Source organism: Ruegeria sp. BG7, from assembly GCF_056535685.1.
Map to the genome: position 1 here is coordinate 1 of NZ_JBQFIU010000001.1, position 17,685 is coordinate 17,685.

Annotated in this window: 12 protein-coding genes and 3 pseudogenes; 2 read left to right on the top strand and 13 right to left on the bottom strand. The window is 58.2% G+C overall.

Features of this window, described 5'->3' with window-relative positions; translation table 11 throughout:
* Window positions 1–120: 120 nt before the first annotated feature.
* Together gltA and gltX are read right to left on the bottom strand one after the other, a co-directional pair.
* Window positions 121–1,415 (bottom strand): annotated as a pseudogene (gltA, locus tag ACR3EH_RS00005) (citrate synthase).
* Between the two features lie 122 nt (window positions 1,416–1,537).
* Window positions 1,538–2,938, bottom strand: a complete 1,401-nt coding sequence (gltX, locus tag ACR3EH_RS00010) for a glutamate--tRNA ligase (protein ID WP_171647030.1) — start codon at window positions 2,936–2,938, stop codon at window positions 1,538–1,540.
* Between the two features lie 78 nt (window positions 2,939–3,016).
* Here gltX and ACR3EH_RS00015 point away from each other — a divergent pair.
* Window positions 3,017–5,064: pseudogene (locus ACR3EH_RS00015) on the top strand (ComEC/Rec2 family competence protein).
* Here the strand turns inward: ACR3EH_RS00015 and lexA are convergent.
* The 6 genes and pseudogenes from lexA to ACR3EH_RS00045 form a co-directional block, all read right to left on the bottom strand.
* Entirely contained in the window at window positions 5,058–5,756 is a 699-nt protein-coding gene (gene lexA / locus ACR3EH_RS00020) for a transcriptional repressor LexA (protein ID WP_171173811.1), read from the bottom strand. The pseudogene ACR3EH_RS00015 and the gene lexA overlap by 7 nt on opposite strands.
* A gap of 78 nt (window positions 5,757–5,834) precedes the next feature.
* Complete coding sequence (locus ACR3EH_RS00025; RefSeq protein ID WP_171183360.1) at window positions 5,835–7,007, bottom strand: molybdopterin molybdotransferase MoeA; 1,173 nt, start codon at window positions 7,005–7,007, stop codon at window positions 5,835–5,837.
* A complete protein-coding gene (gene moaC / locus ACR3EH_RS00030; RefSeq protein ID WP_480634826.1) occupies window positions 7,004–7,477 on the bottom strand; it encodes a cyclic pyranopterin monophosphate synthase MoaC in 474 nt (157 codons plus the stop codon). The genes ACR3EH_RS00025 and moaC overlap by 4 nt, the downstream gene beginning before the upstream one ends.
* Window positions 7,477–8,289, bottom strand: coding sequence for an indole-3-glycerol phosphate synthase TrpC (trpC, locus tag ACR3EH_RS00035; protein ID WP_171675583.1), 813 nt, complete (start codon window positions 8,287–8,289; stop codon window positions 7,477–7,479). The genes moaC and trpC overlap by 1 nt, the downstream gene beginning before the upstream one ends.
* Window positions 8,286–9,305 (bottom strand): anthranilate phosphoribosyltransferase, encoded by a 1,020-nt coding sequence (gene trpD, locus ACR3EH_RS00040; protein WP_171090246.1) that lies wholly within the window; start codon window positions 9,303–9,305, stop codon window positions 8,286–8,288. The genes trpC and trpD overlap by 4 nt, the downstream gene beginning before the upstream one ends.
* Window positions 9,302–9,882: pseudogene (locus ACR3EH_RS00045) on the bottom strand (anthranilate synthase component II). The gene trpD and the pseudogene ACR3EH_RS00045 overlap by 4 nt, the downstream one beginning before the upstream one ends.
* Window positions 9,883–10,081: 199 nt before the next feature.
* Here ACR3EH_RS00045 and ACR3EH_RS00050 point away from each other — a divergent pair.
* Complete coding sequence (locus ACR3EH_RS00050; RefSeq protein WP_171183359.1) at window positions 10,082–11,494, top strand: divergent polysaccharide deacetylase family protein; 1,413 nt, start codon at window positions 10,082–10,084, stop codon at window positions 11,492–11,494.
* Between the two features lie 58 nt (window positions 11,495–11,552).
* Here the strand turns inward: ACR3EH_RS00050 and trpE are convergent, their stop codons facing one another.
* From trpE to fabI, 5 genes are all read right to left on the bottom strand, one after another.
* Complete coding sequence (gene trpE, locus ACR3EH_RS00055; protein WP_171183357.1) at window positions 11,553–13,064, bottom strand: anthranilate synthase component I; 1,512 nt, start codon at window positions 13,062–13,064, stop codon at window positions 11,553–11,555.
* Between the two features lie 11 nt (window positions 13,065–13,075).
* Window positions 13,076–14,917, bottom strand: coding sequence for a peptidylprolyl isomerase (locus ACR3EH_RS00060; RefSeq protein ID WP_171183355.1), 1,842 nt, complete (start codon window positions 14,915–14,917; stop codon window positions 13,076–13,078).
* Between the two features lie 80 nt (window positions 14,918–14,997).
* On the bottom strand, window positions 14,998–16,173 hold the full coding sequence (locus ACR3EH_RS00065; RefSeq protein WP_171675581.1) for an aminotransferase: 1,176 nt from the start codon (window positions 16,171–16,173) through the stop codon (window positions 14,998–15,000).
* 65 nt (window positions 16,174–16,238) lie between these two features.
* Window positions 16,239–16,748, bottom strand: a complete 510-nt coding sequence (gene gpt / locus ACR3EH_RS00070; protein WP_171090233.1) for a xanthine phosphoribosyltransferase — start codon at window positions 16,746–16,748, stop codon at window positions 16,239–16,241.
* Between the two features lie 4 nt (window positions 16,749–16,752).
* Window positions 16,753–17,559 carry an enoyl-ACP reductase FabI gene (gene fabI / locus ACR3EH_RS00075; RefSeq protein ID WP_171183351.1) on the bottom strand — a complete coding sequence of 269 codons (807 nt, stop codon included), beginning with the start codon at window positions 17,557–17,559 and terminating at the stop codon, window positions 16,753–16,755.
* Between the last annotated feature and the right edge of the window lie 126 nt (window positions 17,560–17,685).

Here is a 17,685-nt window from a genome sequence, read left to right on the forward strand (position 1 = left end):
CACATCTGGTTTGGCCGAAGGTTTTTGTTGCGAAAGCAACGGGTTGTGCAGGTGCGTAGTGCTCGATGAAAAAGGCCCCGTTAAAACGGGGCCTTAAAAACGTCTGGGAAGTTTGATGTATCAGCGGTTTTCGATATCCACGTAATCCCGAAGCGTTTCGCCCAGATACAACTGGCGCGGACGCCCGATCTTGTTCTGAGGATCGGCAATCATCTCTTTCCACTGGCTGACCCAGCCCACGGTGCGCGACAGGGCAAAGATCGGCGTGAACATGGACGTCGGGAAGCCCATCGCTTCGAGGATGATGCCCGAATAGAAGTCCACGTTCGGGAACAGTTTCTTCTCGGCGAAATACGGATCTTCCAGCGCTTCGCGCTCCAGTTCCTTTGCAACCTGCAGTTTCGGGTTGTTTTCAACGCCCAACAGATCCAGCACTTCGTCGGCCGATTGCTTCATCACTTTGGCGCGCGGGTCAAAGTTCTTGTAGACACGGTGACCAAAGCCCATCAGGCGGAACGGATCGTTCTTGTCTTTGGCGCGCGCGATGTATTCGGGGATACGATCCACAGTGCCGATCTCTTCCAGCATCTCTAGGCATGCCTGGTTCGCACCGCCGTGCGCCGGACCCCAAAGGCAAGCGATACCTGCGGCAATACAGGCGAACGGGTTCGCGCCAGAAGACGAAGCCAGACGCACGGTCGAGGTCGAAGCGTTCTGCTCGTGATCGGCGTGCAGGGTAAAGATACGGTCCATCGCGCGGCTGAGGATCGGGTTCACCTCATATTCTTCGGCGGGAACGCTGAAACACATGCGCAGGAAGTTGGACGCATAGTCCAGATCGTTGCGCGGATACACGAAGGGCTGACCGGTGTGATACTTATAGGCCCAGGCCGCAATCGTCGGCATCTTGGCGATCAGGCGATGCGATGCGATTTCACGTTGCTGCGGGTCCGAAATGTCGGTCGAGTCGTGATAGAAGGCCGACATTGCACCGACAACACCGACCATGATGGCCATCGGGTGCGCGTCGCGGCGGAAACCGCGATAGAAATACTGCATCTGCTCGTGCAGCATGGTGTGACGGGTGATCGTTGTTTCGAACTTCTCCAGATCTTTTGCCGCTGGCAATTCTCCGTAGAGCAGCAAATAGCAAACCTCGAGGAAGTGCGATTTCTCGGCCAGTTGGTCGATCGGATAGCCCGGTGCAGCAGCTCGCCTTTTTCGCCGTCGATATAGGTGATGGTGCTGTCGCAGCTGGCGGTCGATGTAAAGCCCGGGTCATAGGTGAAGACCCCAGCCTGTCCGTAAAGCTTACGAATATCGACAACATCAGGCCCGGCGGTAGGGGAATGAACTGGCAACTCGTATTCTTTGCCGTGAACAGTCAGAGTGGCTGTTTTGTTGCTGTCAGTCATAGTTGTCCCTTCTTCATTCATGCGCACGCCGGACAGACCGCCAGCGATACGGGCAACGACTGCGCGCGGACGCGCAATCCGGGTGTTAGCGGAGCAGCGTTACCCGTTTATGAAGATTGGGTTTATTTCGCTGCCTCAGAAAGCCGCGCCAGGGTTTCATCCCGCCCCAGCACCAGCATCATGTCAAAAACCGAAGGTGTGACGGCCCGACCTGCCAGCGCAGCCCGTAGCGGACCTGCCAGCTTGCCGAACTTGAGCTCCTTTGACTCGGCAAAGGAATTCAGGGCCTCCTCCAGTTCGTTCCGGGACCAGCTAACATTTTGCAGCTGCGGCGTCAATTCCGACAGTATACCATCGGATACAGATGCCAGCGCCTTTGCGGCCTTTTCATCCGGAACAATTGGGCGCTGGGTCAGTGCAAAATGCGCTTTTTCAAGGAGTTCCGGGAAAGTACGCGCCCGATCCTTGAGGCAATACATCGCACGTTCCAGATCACCAGATTGTGTCGGAGTGAGAGCAGGAAGGTCTGCTGCCGCGAGGTAATCCTCAATTTCTTGCCGCAATGCAGCATTGTCTGAGATTGCAATATGCTGCCCGCAGAGATTTTCCAGCTTTTTCAGATCGAAACGGGCCGGGCTTTTGCCGATTCCGTCCAGATCGAACCAGTCTTTTGCCTGCGCATCCGTGAAGAATTCGTCATCACCGTGACTCCAGCCCAAACGCGCCAGGTAATTGCGCATTCCAGCCGCGGGATAGCCCATGGCCTGATATTCCTGCGCGCCCAGTGCGCCATGACGTTTCGACAATTTCTTGCCGTCGGGTCCGTGAATCAGCGGGATATGTGCCCAGACCGGAACGTCCCAGCCCATTGCCTCATAGATCATCATCTGACGCGCGGCGTTATTCAGGTGATCGTCGCCGCGAATAACGTGGGTGACGCCCATGTCGTGATCGTCGACCACCACCGCCAGCATGTAGACTGGTGTGCCGTCCGAACGCAGCAGGATCATATCGTCCAGCTGGTCATTGCGGATGGTGACATCGCCTTGAACCTGATCGCGGATCACTGTCGCACCGTCTTGTGGCGCTTTGATGCGAATGACAAATGGCGCATCGGGATGTGTTGCCGGATCAGCGTCGCGCCACGGGCTGCGGAACAGGGTCGATTTACCCTCGGCTCGTGCCTGTTCGCGGAAGGCAGCAATTTCTTCCTGTGTCGAGAAGCACTTGTAAGCCTTGCCTTCGGCCAGCAATTGATGCGCAACCTCGGCGTGGCGGGCCGCCCCTTCGAACTGGCTGATTACGTCGCCGTCATGGTCCAGACCCAGCCATGCCATACCCTGCAGGATTGCGGCGGTTGCTTCGGGGGTCGAGCGTTCACGGTCGGTGTCTTCAATCCGCAACAGGAATTTGCCGCCACGACCCCGAGCATAGAGCCAATTGAACAGCGCGGTGCGTGCGCCACCGATGTGCAGAAAACCGGTGGGTGAAGGGGCAAAGCGGGTGACGACCTGGTCGGACATGATGGGGATTAACCTTTTGGTAACCGTATCTGGCATAGTTTGTCGCCTGTCTAACGAGCCCGAAGGACGGGGGCAACCATGCGTGTTCTTGCACGGGTCGAGGCCGCGCTGCTGTGCCAAACGGGGTATCTGTTCCCGTGGACGCCGGTCTTGCTTGCGACCGGGATCGGTCTGTATTTTAGCATTCGGGCTGAGCCTGAATTGCTGGACTATGCTGGTCTGGCCGGCCTTTGCGCGGTTCTCATCACTGTGCGCCGCTGGCTTGCGCCGGGGGTGGGTTCGTTGGCCATCGGGGGGGCGCTGATCGCTGTTGGTTTCTGCCTGGCAGGTGCTCGCGCCCATATGGTGGCAGAGCCGGTTCTGTCATGGCGATATTATGGCCCCATCGAGGGGAGGGTCGTCGCCATGGACCGGTCTGCCTCGGATGCGTTGCGGTTGACGCTTGATCAGGTACGCATAGGGGACGTACCGCAGGAGCGAAGGCCGCAGCGCGTCCGTCTTTCCGTTCATGCCTCAACCGGACCTATTGCACCGGGGCAGAGGATTATGACGACGGCGCATCTGTCTCCGCCACAGGGGCCGGTGGAACCCGGTGGGTTCGATTTTCGCCGCCATGCCTGGTTCCAGAGTTTAGGCGCGGTGGGGTACACACGCGTCCGTGTTCTGACCATCGCACCAGCCTCGGCCGGGATCGAGGGCGTTCGGGTAACCGCCATCCGCATGGCCATATCGAGGCGCGTGAAAGAGATACTTCCGGGCGAAGTCGGCGGTTTTGCTGCCGCTGTGACCACAGGTGATCGCAGTGGTATGGGGCAAGATACGTTATCGTCGCTGCGCGCTTCGAACCTAGCGCATCTGCTGGCGATCTCGGGATTGCATATGGGGCTGCTGACGGGCTTTGTGTTTGTGGCCTGTCGAGTTGGTTTGTCGCTGTTTCCGCCGCTTGCACTGCGGTTGCCTGTTCGAAAGGTGGCTGCGGTATGTGCATTGGTTGCGGCGACTATCTATCTGATGCTCTCTGGCGGTAACTTTGCAACCGAGCGCGCGTTTGTCATGGTCACGGTCATGTTGGGCGCGGTGCTAATTGACCGCCGGGCGATCTCGCTGCGCGCTGTGGCGGTTGCGGCGGTGATCGTTCTGCTCCTCAGACCGGAATCGCTCCTGAGCCCAGGGTTCCAGATGTCATTTGCGGCCACAACTGCTCTGGTCGCCGTGTTCGGAGCGCTGCGCGAAGTCGGCCCTATGCCCGGACCAAAATGGCTTAAACCAGTGGTTGGCGTGCTCATGTCTTCGGCCATTGCCGGGCTTGCGACGGCTCCGATTGGTGCAGCGCATTTCAACACCATGTCGCACTATGGCCTTTTGGCGAACCTGCTTTCAGTTCCGGTCATGGGTTTGTTAGTCGTCCCGGCGGCCGTGGTTGCAGCGCTATTGGCGCCTCTGGGGCTTGAGGCGATACCCCTGACGGTGATGGGGTGGGCGTTGGAGTGGATCTTGACGGTATCACATTGGGTTTCGCAGATGGATGGCGCACAAGGCTTTGTGGTCAGCCCGCCGTGGTACGTCCTGCCTCTCATTGCCTTGGGTGCCTTGTGGATTGCCTTGTGGCAGGGACACGCGCGGTGGGTCGGGATGGGCCCGCTTGCGGCTGCTTTTTGCTTTGGACTGCGGGACAGCGTCCCGACGCCCTGATTGCTGAAACCGGAGGGTTGGTGGGCGTGATGACCGAACAAGGCCGCGCGCTTAGCAAAAGCAAAGGCAGCGGGTTTGTTGCAACCGTTTGGCTTGAGAATGACGGGGATGGTGTCGATCAGTCACAGGCTGCGCTCAGGTGGCCCGAGGCGAACACGATCCAGCGCTACCTGTTGAAAGATCGGGAGATTATCCACCTGACCGGCAAAAGGGCTGCAAACGGGTTTGACGAATGCAAGGCAAACCAGATCATCGTCTCTGCCGTGGCTCTGAATTTGAAAGGGCCGTGCGGGATTTTTGACCCCGATCGCTTGTACGAAACCGGCAGCCTGTCTGTTCTGGACGGAAAGCTGATATCAAGTGCCGCGCTGACAGGGCAAAGGCTTTGGTCCCCGAACGCGCCCGGGGACCTTCGGTCCAAGCGGGATCAGTAGGTCCGGATCAGGCCCACAAGGCGACCTTGCACCTTTACCTTTTCTTCGGGCAGGACACGCGTCTCGTAGACCGGATTGGCAGCTTCAAGCGCGATGGCGTTGCCCCGGCGGAAATAACGCTTCAATGTCGCTTCCTGATCCTCGACCAAGGCAACCACAATGTCGCCATTATCTGCTGTCGACGTTTCCCGGATCACCACCACATCACCGTCGTTGATTCCCGCGTCGATCATCGAATCTCCACGAACTTCCAACGCATAATGTTCGCCCTTGCCGGAGACCATGGGGCCGGGGACAGCAACATGGTGCGAGACATGGCTGATGGCCTCAATGGGAACACCAGCCGCAATCCGACCCATGACCGGCAGTTCCAGCGCGTCGACTGACACTGGTTCCACATTCGCAGGGCGGCGGCCTTCCGGTTTGTCACCTTCGATAACCCGCGGCGTAAACCCGGCTGTGGGTTCGCCACCTAGGCTTTCGGGAAGTTTCACGATCTCAATCGCGCGGGCGCGATGGGCAAGGCGGCGGATAAACCCGCGTTCTTCCAGCGCGGTAATCAACCTGTGGATGCCGGATTTCGACCGCAGATCGAGTGCGGCCTTCATTTCGTCGAAACTGGGCGGAACACCGTCCGCCTGCACGCGTTTGTGGATGAATTCCAGCAAATCCAATTGCTTCTTGGTCAGCATCGCTCACACCTCGTCGCTCATGCGTTTTCTTTTGTTCTACGCATGTTCACGTTTTGTGTCAACGGATTTGAGAACATCTCAGATCGGCAGGTACTGAACCGTTTCCCCGATTTCACGGGCTGGATCGTGCGGTTGTCGGACCAAAAGCGCATTGGCCTGCGCCAGAACGCTGAGAAGCGAGCTGTCCTGATCGGCGCAGGCCGCAATGCCTGTGTCGCTTAGAACCGCGCGCATGTAATGCTCTCGCGGCCCGTTTTCCAGCAAGGGTTCCGTAAGTTGCGCTGTAAGGAAAGGCGGCACCACGTGGTCCAGGCCCAGCATCCGGCGTACCATCGGTGCCAGAAACAGATAGCCGCAGACCATGGCGCTGACCGGGTTACCGGGTAAGCCAACCATAGCCGTTTTGCCGATACGTCCGGCCATCAGTGGTTTTCCGGGGCGCATTCGGATCTTGTAGAATGACCGTTCCATGCCCAATCCCTGCGAGACATCCGAGACAAGGTCATAATCGCCAACCGACGCGCCGCCGATTGTGACGACAAGATCGGCCCCTTGTGCCAGGCCAAATGCAGTTTCAAGCGAGGAAACGGTGTCGTGCGCAATGGGCAGAACGCGCACCTTTGCTCCCAATCCCTCAAGCAGAGCCTGCAACCCGAATGTGTTCGAGGCGATGATCTGATCTGGGCCCGGCTCTTCTCCGGGCATCACCAACTCGTCGCCGGTGGAGATCAGGGCAATCACCGGTTTGCGCGCAACCGTGACGCGTGGGGTGTTCATTGCAGCCATCAGGGCCACATCCTCGGGCCGGATCAAACGGGGTGCTGAAATGGAGGTACCGATTTCAAAATCCACGCCAGCAGGGCGGATATTGGTTTTGGAACCGGGTTCGTCGGTAATCGTGATCAGGTCGCCACGTCGGTCGGTATCTTCCTGAATGACCACAAAATCCGCGCCCTCGGGCACTGGCGCACCGGTGAAAATGCGCACCGCCTGACCGGGACCGACCTGGCCCTCAAACCGATGGCCGGCCGCGGATTCGCCGACCACCTTGAACATGGCGTGCAGCTCAACTTCGGCGGCCTTCACCGCATACCCATCCATCGACGATGCCGCGAAGGGAGGTTGGTTCCGCCCCGCTACAACATCCTGCGCCAATACACGCCCGGCGGACTGAGCCAGAGGAACCTCTTCCGAAGGTAAAACCCCCACCAGATCGAACAGCAGGGCGCGCGCCTCTTCGACCGTGATCATTTCGCCTCGTAACGTCCTGATTTACCACCATCTTTCAGAAGAACGCGGATGCCACCAATCTCCATCGCCTTATCGACGGCCTTTGTCATGTCATAGACTGTCAAAGCCGCGGTTGAGACTGCGGTCAGGGCTTCCATCTCAACGCCGGTCTGTCCCGAGGTCTTGACCGTGGCCTCGATCTGAACACCCGGTAGATCGGGATCAAGCGTCAGTTCAACTGCGGCTTTGGTGACTGGAAGAGGGTGACACAACGGGATCAAGTCGGGCGTCTTCTTTGCACCCATGATGCCCGCCAGACGGGCGATGCCCAGCACGTCACCTTTTTTTGCGCGACCTTCTGAAATGATTTCAAAGGTTTCCGCTGCCATCTTGATATGACCGGCAGCGACAGCGACACGGTCGGTCACGTCCTTGTCCGACACATCAACCATATGCGCCTGACCTTGAGCATCAAAATGAGTTAGCGGCATCACATCACTCCGGGGATCAGAGGGTTGGATAGGATATGACGCGTGGCGGCCTCAACATCGTCCTGACGCATCAGGCTTTCGCCGATCAGGAAGCAACGGGCACCGTAGCGGGCGATCTCCCTCAGGTCGTCTGATGTTCCAAGGCCACTTTCACAAACGATGGTGCGGTCTGCCGGCACCAGCTTGGACAGGTGCCGCGTGGTGTCCAAAGTGGTCTCGAAGGTCTTGAGATTGCGGTTGTTGATGCCGATCAACGGGCTTTTCAGCTGTGCTGCGCGTTCCAGTTCCGTTTCGTCATGCACTTCGATCAGAACATCCATACCCCAATCGAAAGCAGTTTGTTCCAGTTCCGCCGCCTGATCATCGCTGACGGATGCCATGATGATCAGAATGCAATCTGCGCCAAGCGCGCGGGCTTCGACCACCTGATAGGGGTCGTACATGAAATCCTTGCGCAAAGCGGGCAGGGAAGTCGCCTCGCGGGCCTGCGTCAGATATTCCTTTGCACCCTGAAAGCTTGGGGTGTCGGTCAGCACGGACAAACACGCAGCACCACCATCCTCATAGGCTTTGGCCAGTACAGGCGGGTTGAAATCCGGACGGATCAGACCCTTGGACGGGCTGGCTTTCTTGACCTCGGCAATCAGGCCATAGCCTTGCCGCGAGGCGGATTGCAAAGCTTCGGCAAAGCCACGGGTTTCCGATGCAGCCCGTGCCTCACTTTCCAGTGTTTCCAAAGACTTCTGCGCTTTGTCGGCCGCGACCTCTTCTAGTTTGTAGGCTTTGATTTTGTCCAGTACGGTCTCGGTCATTCGGCTTCCTGTGTCTTGCGTGCCAGAGCGGCGATTTTTTCTTTGGCTTTGCCGCTGTCGATGCTCTCGGCGGCCATGGCAACCCCGTCGCGCAGGTCGTTTGCGGCTTCGGCGACAACCAAAGCGGCGGCCGAGTTCAGCAGTACAGCGTCACGATACGCGGATGGGGCTCCGTCCAACAGGGCGCGGAAAGCGACAGCGTTTTCTTCCGGTGTGCCGCCGATGATGTCTTCGAATGGATGCACGGGCAGACCCGCATCTTCGGGGTGTAGCTCGACTTCTTTGATCGTGTCATCTTCCAAAGCGGCGACCCAGCTGATGCCGGTGATCGTGAGTTCGTCCGTCCCGTCCGAGCCATGCACCAGCCACGCGCGGTCTGATCCAAGCAAGCCAAGCGTTTCGGCCATTGGCCGGATCAGGTCACGACTGAACGCGCCGGTCAATTGCCGTTTGACACCAGCAGGGTTCGTCAGAGGGCCAAGAATGTTAAAGATTGTGCGTGTGCCCAACTCCTGGCGTGATGGCATGACATGAGCAATGGCCGGATGATGCATCGGGGCCATCATGAAGCCAATACCAACGTTTTCCAGAGCGGATTCAACGACTTGCGGGCCAACCATAACGTTGATCCCCATCTGACCCAACGCGTCCGCCGCACCCGATTTCGAACTGAGGTTCCGGTTGCCATGTTTGGCAACGGTGACACCGGCGCCCGCAACCACAAAAGCCGTCGCGGTCGAGATGTTCAGTGTGCCTTTGCCGTCGCCGCCTGTGCCCACGATGTCCATCGCGCCTGCCGGGGCGGTCACAGCGTTGCATTTTGCCCGCATCACAGCAGCGGCAGCGGCGTATTCATCGACTGTTTCACCCCGTGTGCGCATGGCCATCAAAAGCCCACCGATCTGGCTGGGCGTGGCTTCGCCATCGAACAGGATGGCAAAGGCTTTTTCAGCTTCGTCACGAGTCAAAGGGCGATCGGCAGCGGCTCCGATCAGCGGTTTCAGCGCGTCGCTCATGCGGGGACTTTCAGTTCTTGCAGGAAGTTCTTGAGCAGAGCGTGGCCGTGCTCGGAGGCAATGGATTCCGGTGGAACTGGACGCCATGAATGGGCAGTTCCTTGTGTTGCAACCCCATTATGGTGCCGTCTTCCAATTCAGCCGTGATCTCAAGACAGTCTGGCAGGGTTTCGCGTTCCACGATCAATGAATGGTACCGCGTTGCCTCAAACGGAGAAGGCAGCCCCGCAAACAGACCCTTGCCTGTGTGATTCATCGTTCCCATTTTACCATGAACAATCTCGTGGCATCGGATGACCTTACCGCCAAAAACCTGACCGATGGTCTGATGCCCCAAACAAACCCCAAGCAATGGTGTTTTGGTTTCTGCGGCGGCTTCGGTCAACGCAAGGCAAATCCCGGCCTGGTCCGGGTCGCAGGGGCCGGGGCTTAGCAGGATACCGGCGGGGTTCATGGCCATCGCTTCCTGCACATCCAGCGCATCATTTCGGCGAATAACCATTTCGGCACCAAGTTCGCCTAAATAATGTACCAAATTGTAGGTAAACGAGTCGTAGTTGTCGATCAGCAGCAGCATATGGGCACTTATCTTCGCTTGGGCATTTCAGGCTGGCGATGCAGCCCCGGGCCACGGTATAATGTCCGCACATACATGCTCAGGCTTGAGCGGCAGCGTCAAGAGGACATACCGTTTCTGACGCGTCCAATTGGCCGAGCGCCACATCAGATGGCGCAGAGCTGGACGAGGCAGAGAAAAGAGGCGAAAGGCAGGAAATATGGGCGGATTTTTCGGGGGAATGGTCGCCGGGGCGATCGTTGTTTTGATCTTGGGTGTGTTCGTGTCGCTCAAGACACCGATGGTCAATACGCCGGTTGTTGTCACCGAAGCACCGGCTCCGGTAATTTCTGAAACACCTGAAGCACCGACTGAGGTGACCGAGGCCGTATCCGATGCCGATGTGGTGGAATTGGCTCCGCATGGGCTGGAAGCCGCCGATGACTCAACCGAGGATCTGGCTGATTTGTCCGGGCTTGAATCATCCTCGGACACGCAACCGGAGGTGGGCGCAGCAGCTGAGGCGGTGGACCAACCCGAGGCTGCGGTTGCGACCGAAGTTTCAGTTGTGACCGAAGCTCCTGCAGCGCCGCCAGAACCCAGCCTGGCGCCTTCGGCTCCGCAGGACGAGGCGGGGCCAGCCGTGATCGACGATACGCCGACCCCTCCTGTAGAGCCTGAGACGACCGAGGTTGCTCTTCTTCAGCCGGAAGAAGATCCGTTGCCGCAAACTGAGGACACAGACGAGGAAAACCCGTTTGAAAGCAGCCCAATCGCCGTGGAAGGGGATGAGGACGTTCTGCCGCGCAAGCTGCCGCGTATCGCTGCGCTGCCGCAGATTGGCGGTGACCAGGAAGCAAGCGCAAGTTCAACGATCGGTAAACGTATCATTCCACTAACCGAACGTGATGATGAACCTGTGGCCGACGAAGCCTCGGCGGAAGAGCCAAAACCGGCGGGCAAGCCGATCGAACGCTATGCGGCCAAATTCGAAAACCCTGAAGCCAAACCTCTCATGTCCATCATCCTGATCGATGACGAGGGCGCGTTTGGGGCTGAGGCGCTTCAGGATTTTCCCTATCCCATCAGTTTTGCCGTGAACCCGTCTGATCCAGATGCTGCAGAAAAGATGGCGCGGCACCGCGCGGCCGGGTTCGAAGTCATGGCTCTGGCTGATTTGCCCGAAGCTGCAACTGCGCAAGACGCTGAGGTTTCGCTGTCCGTCTGGCTTGACACTCTGCCCGAAACCGTTGGCATTCTGGAAGGGGTGGACAGCGGAATTCATGGCAATCGGAAACTGGCCGATCAGGTTGCTGAAATTGCTGCCGGAACAGGTCGTGGCCTGATCACGCAGGACAATGGGTTGAACACTGTGCAGAAGCTGGCAGCCCGCAATGGCACGCCGTCGGGTGTTGTATTCCGTGACATCGACGGTGCGCGTCAGGACCCTAAAGTGATGCGCCGGTTCCTGGATCAGGCGGCGTTCCGCGCCGGACAAGAAGGTGCTGTGGTCATGCTGGGTCGGGTCCGCCCGGAAACGATTTCAGCCCTGCTGCTTTGGGGGTTGGAAGACCGGGGCAGCCGCGTGGCGATGGCCCCGATTTCTGCGGTCATGATGAGACAGGTGCAGTGATCTGCTGAAGCGAGTAACGAAAGGGGCGGCGATCTTTTGATCTGCCGCCCTTTTTCATTTAGCTGTTTCCGCTTCCGGTGAAACGTGCAGCATCTGCCGCAGCGCGCCGGATTGCATTGGATTTATGAACGGTTTCCATGAACTCGGCCTCGGGGTCGCTGTCGTAAACAACACCGCCACCGGCTTGAATATACAGCTTTTGATCTTTCACGATGGCAGTGCGCAGCGCGATACACATATCCATGTCGCCCCCCGCGCTGAAATAGCCTACGCCGCCGCCATAGACGCCGCGTTTTTCCGGCTCCAACTCGTCGATGATCTCCATCGCGCGCACTTTGGGCGCGCCCGAGACGGTGCCCGCAGGCATTCCGGCAAAAAACGCATCCAGCGCGTCTTTATCTTCGGCTAGCTCACCCACCACGTTAGACACAATATGCATCACGTGGCTGTAGCGTTCGATGATGAACTCTTCGGTCGGGCGCACGGTGCCGATTTTGGAAACGCGTCCCGTATCGTTGCGGCCCAGATCCAGCAGCATCAGGTGCTCGGCCAGCTCTTTCTTGTCGGCCAGCAGGTCCAGTTCGTTTGCCTTGTCCTCTTCGGGCGTCGCGCCTCGGGGGCGGGTGCCAGCAATGGGGCGAATGGTGACTTCACTGCCGAACACACGCACCAAAATCTCGGGGCTTGCACCCACGACCTGAAAACCGCCAAAGTTGAAATAGAACATGAAAGGCGACGGGTTGGTGCGCCGCAACGACCGATAGAGCGCAAAGGGCGGCAGCGGAAACTCCTGCGTCCAGCGCTGCGCTGGGACAACCTGGAAAATATCACCTGCGCGGATGTATTCCTTGGCCTTTTCAACCGCCTCCATATAGCCGGACTTGGTAAAGTTCGACACAGGGGGTGCGATTTCACGTGCATCACCCAAATCGCGGGTTTCCGCAGGCATGGCACGCTCCAGATCGCGAACTGCATCCATAACGCGCTCAGCAGCTTGTGCATAGGCAGCCTTGGCGGATTGACCGTCACTGGCCCAAGCCGGTGATACAACGGTCACTTCACCTTTTACGCCATCCAGCACAGCGATGACCGAAGGACGCAACATGATCGCATCGGGCAGGTCCAGAGGGTCCGGATTCACGTCCGGCAGGTATTCCACCAGCCGCACCATGTCATAGCCCAAATACCCGAACAGCCCCGCTGCAGCCTGAGGCAGGTCATCCGGCAGGTCGATGCGGCTTTCGGCCAGCAAAGCGCGGAGGTTGTCCATCGGGTTGCCGTCTTGCGTCGAGAACGCCTCGGAATCGAACCGGGCAGAGCGGTTGAGTTCGGATGCTTCACCGCGACACCGCCAGATCAGGTCGGGCTTCATACCAATGATCGAGTAACGGCCACGAACTTCGCCGCCCGTCACGGATTCCAGCATGAACGCATCTTTCTGTGCGCCCGTCAGCTTGAGCATCAGCGACACAGGGGTGTCCAGATCAGCGGCAAGCCGTGTGTAAACCACCTGATTTTCGCCCGCTTCATAAGCGCGCGCGAAGGTGTCGAATTCGGGTGTCAGGGCCATTTCGGTCTCGTTTAAAAACTCGATTGCACGGCATTCAGCGCCTGTTGGTCGACGACCGGACGCGCGCGTGTCTGTGCATCGCGCACATAAGCGTTGAAAATATTCTGTGACAGGGCCTGATTCATCTGAGCGGAAAGGGCTTCACGCAGTTGGCGAAGCTCGTCTGTATCTGCCGGAGGCAGAACTTCATCCAGGCGCACCAGCAACGCTGCGCCGTTTCCACCGATGACACGCAGTTCGCCGGGTTCCATCTGGAACACCTCGTTCATGAAATCTGCTGGAACGTCATCCAGAAACGCCGTGCGTGTCAGGGCATTTTCAACGCGGAAGGGCAGGCCGGTGGTCGTAAAGTCGCCATCTGTTGCCAATTGCGTCAGAACTGCATTCGCCCGATCTTCCAGCGCTTTGTTGGTTTCGGCCTGAAGCCATGCGGCGGCCACTCGATCACGTGCGCTGTCCAGCGGCTCGGGGCGGCGCGGCAACACCTCATTCAGGCGCAGGGCAAAGATCGACCCATCTTCGAGGAATGCGATTTCGGGGAAGTCACCTTCCTGCACGGCTTCGGCTGCAACGCGGAATCCGTCATAGGCGGCGATTTCGTCCGAACTCTCGCGGGTCCAGTCGATCTGACCCAGTTCCATTTCGGTCTCATCCGCCAGTTCTTCCAGTGTGGCTCCGCCAGCCAGCATGTCATTGATATCTTCGGACTGCGCCTCGATCAGGCGGCGGGCGCGTTCGGCTGCAAGCTCTTCGCGCAAGGCCGGTTCAGCTTCTTCGAAAGGCACATTGTTGGCTGCCAGAGAGCCGTTAATCCGGAACAAGGCTGGGCCAAAGACCGAAGGCAGGGGGCCAACAACAGTATCGAGATCTGCTGCAAATACTGCATCTGCTGCCTCGCCCAGATCCTCGCGGGTCACGTCGCCGAGATCGATGTCGTTGAGCTCAAGATCGCGTTCACGAACCAGTTGCTCAAACGTAGTACCGCCAACCTCAAGCTGGGCCTTTGCTTCGCTTGCGGCTTGCTCATCCGGGAAGTTCAGGCGCTCAACCAAGCGCCGTTCCGGCTGGTTGTACTCGTCTGAGCGGTCTTCATAGAGTTTCTGCAGGGCGTCTTGATCCACCTCGACGGTGTCGATCAGCATCGCAGGCGACAGGATCGCGTATGTCAGTTGCTTGGTCCGGGGCAGGGTGAACAGGTCGCCGTTCTCATCATAGTAAGTCTGAATCTGCGCGTCGGTTGGTTCAGCAATTGGGTTTTCCAATGCCTCGGTCCCGACCGTGGCCACAGTAAAGCTGCGTCGCGCGCCAATATAGTCGGTCATCGTATCTGTCAGAGTCGCCGGCATCTCGACCCCGCCCATGATCGCGCCTTGCACAATTGTGCGTGCAGATTCCTTGCGCAGATCCGTTTCAAACTCAGAGTCGGTCATGCCGATCTGTTCAAGTTGAAAGCGATAGGCTTCCCGGTCGAAACTGCCGTCGACGCCCTGAAATGCTGGGATCGCTACGATCTCTTGCTGCAGGTTTTCGTCACCGATTGAAATTCCAAGTTGCCCAACTTCGTTGTCCAGAGCCGCCAGCGCGGTCAGGCGGGCAAGCGCGTTCTGATCCAATCCCAGATCACGCGCCTGCGACATTTGCATCGGTTGGCCAGTCTGCGCTTCCACGGCGCGGATTTCCCGCTGCAATTCGCGCACATACTCATCGACCGAGATGCTTTCATCTCCCACTTGTGCAACGGTTCGAACCGTTCCGCTGAGATTGGTGGCACCGAAGCCTGCGAGGCCCAGCATCAGCAGGCCCATCAGAATCCAGACAAAGGTTTTCGAAAGACTTTTAGCGCCTGCGGCCATGGTGCCCTCTTGTTATTGCGGCAGCGTTCTGCCCTGTCGGTTGCGGCCCTGAATACGACGCACACAGCCGAGGGGCAAGCTTAGAAGGACAGGCCCTGTAACCGGTCGAACAATTGGCCCAATCCAGCACGGTTCAGATTGGCGAATGCTACACGGACTTGCCGTTTTCCGGCGGGGTCGTGATCGGGCATGAACATGGTGCCGGGCAACAGCAGCACGCCTGCTTCTGCCACCAGACGGCGGGCCAGTTCATCCGAAGCCATTTCGAATGGATGTTCAAGATAGGCGAAATAGGCACCAAGCCCCAAAAGACGCCATCCTTGCGCTTCAAGTGCTGGCATCCCGTCCTTGATTGCGGCCCTGCGGTCCAGAATCTCGTCCCGCTCACCTGCCAGCCATTGTGACAGGTTCTGCATCCCCCAAAGGGCTGCGAACTGACCGATCTGACCGGGACAAATGGCAACGGTGTCGAGGAATTTCTCGACTTCCGCCAAAAGCACGCGGCTTGTCGCTATGGCCCCGACCCGGTGGCCTGTCAGGCGATAAGCTTTGGAAAAGGAATAGAGTTGGACCAAGGTCTCATCCCAGTCAGGCTGCTGGAACAGATCGTGTGGTGGACCGCTGCGGCTATCGAAATCGCGATATGTCTCATCGACGATGAGGCGAATTCCAGTGTCACGCGCCAGGTCATAGAAGGCCCGGACCAGATCAGTCGGGTATTCAACACCACCGGGGTTGTTGGGCGTGACCAGGGCGATGGCGCGCGTTTTTTTGGTGATCAGTGCGCCCGCACGATCCGGATCAGGCAGAAGGTCATCTCCTGTTGGCAGGTCAACGGCCTTCACCCCAGCCATGTCCAACCACATTTTATGATTGAAATACCATGGCGTTGGTAGAATCACTTCATCCGCCTCGTCAGTGATTGCCGAGATCACAGCCGAAAAGGCCTGATTGCAGCCCGAAGTGATTGCGGTCTGAGCCGGATCAACCTGTGCTGCGTAATGCGCGCTGATCTGTGCTGCCAGTTCAGTGCGCAGGTCGTCGTTCCCCAAGACCGGCCCATATAAATGCGCGCTGTCTTCCTGCACGGCAAAATCGGCCATGGCCTGACGCAGAGCAAGCGGAGGCGGGTCGACCGGCGCGGCCTGGCTGACATTGATCAGCGGGCGGTCAGCTGGGAAGGTGACACCTTCAACCCAACGGCGCGCCTCCATCACCGGAGGAGGGAAAGTGGCGCTGGTGCGGGTCTGGGTCATGGCGTACCGGTCTATATGCGAGGCTCTGCCTCGCGCTCCGAGGTATTTTTAAACAGAAGAAGGGATCAGTCGGTGCCGCGATATGGCTCGACATATTGAAGTGCCATATCCCAGGGGAAGAAGATCCACGTATCCTGGCTTACTTCGGTGATGAAGGTGTCCACCATAGGGCGGCCCTTGGGTTTGGCATAAACAGTCGCAAAATGTGCGTTGGGGTACATTTTGCGGACCAACTCCAGCGTTTTACCGCTGTCTACCAAGTCATCGATGATCAGAATGCCGGTGCCATCGCCCATCAGATCTGCGTCGGGGGCTTTCAGAACTTCGGCTTCGCCTTGTTCCTGATGGTGGTACGACCGCACGCTGATCGTGTCGACTGTGCGGATGTCAAGCTCTCGGCTCACAATCATCGCAGGGGCCATGCCGCCGCGCGTAATGGCTACAACGGCGCGCCAGGCACCATCGTCTGGGCCTTGTCCATCAAGACGCCAGGCCAACGCGCGCGAATCGCGATGGATCTGGTCCCAGCTGATGTGAAATCCTTTTTCGTGGGGCAGGCGGTCTTTGGCGCTCATGATCTTAGCCCTTTTCCACGTCAGGTGCATCGACGGCCTTCATGCCGACAATGTGATAACCCGAATCTACGTGCAGATTTTCTCCGGTCACGCCGCTGGACAGATCAGACAGCAAGTAGAGTGCTGATTTGCCCACATCATCGATGGTCACGTTGCGGCGCAGGGGCGAGTTATATTCGTTCCACTTCATGATATAGCGGAAATCGCCGATGCCGCTGGCGGCCAGGGTCTTGATCGGACCGGCTGAGATCGAGTTCACTCGGATACCGTCCTTGCCCAGATCCTCGGCCAGATATTTGACCGACGCCTCAAGCGCGGCTTTGGCGACGCCCATTACATTATAATGAGGCATGACCTGTTCGGCGCCATAATAGGTCAGGGTGATTGCACTGCCGCCTTCGCCCATCATTTTTTCGGCGCGTTGCATCACGGCGGTGAAGGAATAAACCGACACGTCCATTGTCAGCTTGAAATTCGCCCGGCTGGTATCGACATAGCGACCGCGCAGTTCGTTCTTGTCGGAAAAGCCGATGGCATGAACGATAAAGTCTAGTTTGCCCCATTTCTCTTCCAGCGCAGTGAACAGCGCATCAACGGATACCTCATCGCTCACGTCACATGGCAGGACGATTTCGCTACCCAATTGCGCTGCAAGCGGGTCGACGCGCTTTTTCAAAGCGTCGCCCTGGTAGGAAAAAGCAAGTTCGGCCCCGGCTTCGGACAAGGCGCGGGCGATTCCCCATGCGATTGATTTGTCATTGGCCAGTCCCATGATGAGGCCGCGTTTGCCGGCCATCAACTGATTTGACATGTGTGGTTCTCCGCCTGTCTTCGCGATGTGTTGAGTTGGTTTATGCCATTGGTAGCGTTGCATCAAGGCCGTGCGCTCTTGCCCGCAGCGGGTTCTCGCCTTAGGTTCGTCGTTAACACTTTCCAG

Excerpts from the sequence above, each read along its gene's own strand:
- moaC (WP_480634826.1), bottom strand. The coding sequence starts at position 7,477 with ATGCCGCTAACTCATTTTGATGCTCAAGGTCAGGCGCATATGGTTGAT.
- ACR3EH_RS00060 (WP_171183355.1), bottom strand. The coding sequence starts at position 14,917 with ATGGCCGCAGGCGCTAAAAGTCTTTCGAAAACCTTTGTCTGGATTCTG.
- ACR3EH_RS00065 (WP_171675581.1), bottom strand. The coding sequence starts at position 16,173 with ATGACCCAGACCCGCACCAGCGCCACTTTCCCTCCTCCGGTGATGGAG.
- fabI (WP_171183351.1), bottom strand. The coding sequence starts at position 17,559 with ATGTCAAATCAGTTGATGGCCGGCAAACGCGGCCTCATCATGGGACTG.
- gltX (WP_171647030.1), bottom strand. The coding sequence starts at position 2,938 with ATGTCCGACCAGGTCGTCACCCGCTTTGCCCCTTCACCCACCGGTTTT.
- trpC (WP_171675583.1), bottom strand. The coding sequence starts at position 8,289 with ATGACCGAGACCGTACTGGACAAAATCAAAGCCTACAAACTAGAAGAG.
- trpE (WP_171183357.1), bottom strand. The coding sequence starts at position 13,064 with ATGGCCCTGACACCCGAATTCGACACCTTCGCGCGCGCTTATGAAGCG.
- trpD (WP_171090246.1), bottom strand. The coding sequence starts at position 9,305 with ATGAGCGACGCGCTGAAACCGCTGATCGGAGCCGCTGCCGATCGCCCT.
- ACR3EH_RS00050 (WP_171183359.1), top strand. The coding sequence starts at position 10,082 with ATGGGCGGATTTTTCGGGGGAATGGTCGCCGGGGCGATCGTTGTTTTG.
- ACR3EH_RS00025 (WP_171183360.1), bottom strand. The coding sequence starts at position 7,007 with ATGATCACGGTCGAAGAGGCGCGCGCCCTGCTGTTCGATCTGGTGGGG.
- lexA (WP_171173811.1), bottom strand. The coding sequence starts at position 5,756 with ATGCTGACCAAGAAGCAATTGGATTTGCTGGAATTCATCCACAAACGC.
- gpt (WP_171090233.1), bottom strand. The coding sequence starts at position 16,748 with ATGAGCGCCAAAGACCGCCTGCCCCACGAAAAAGGATTTCACATCAGC.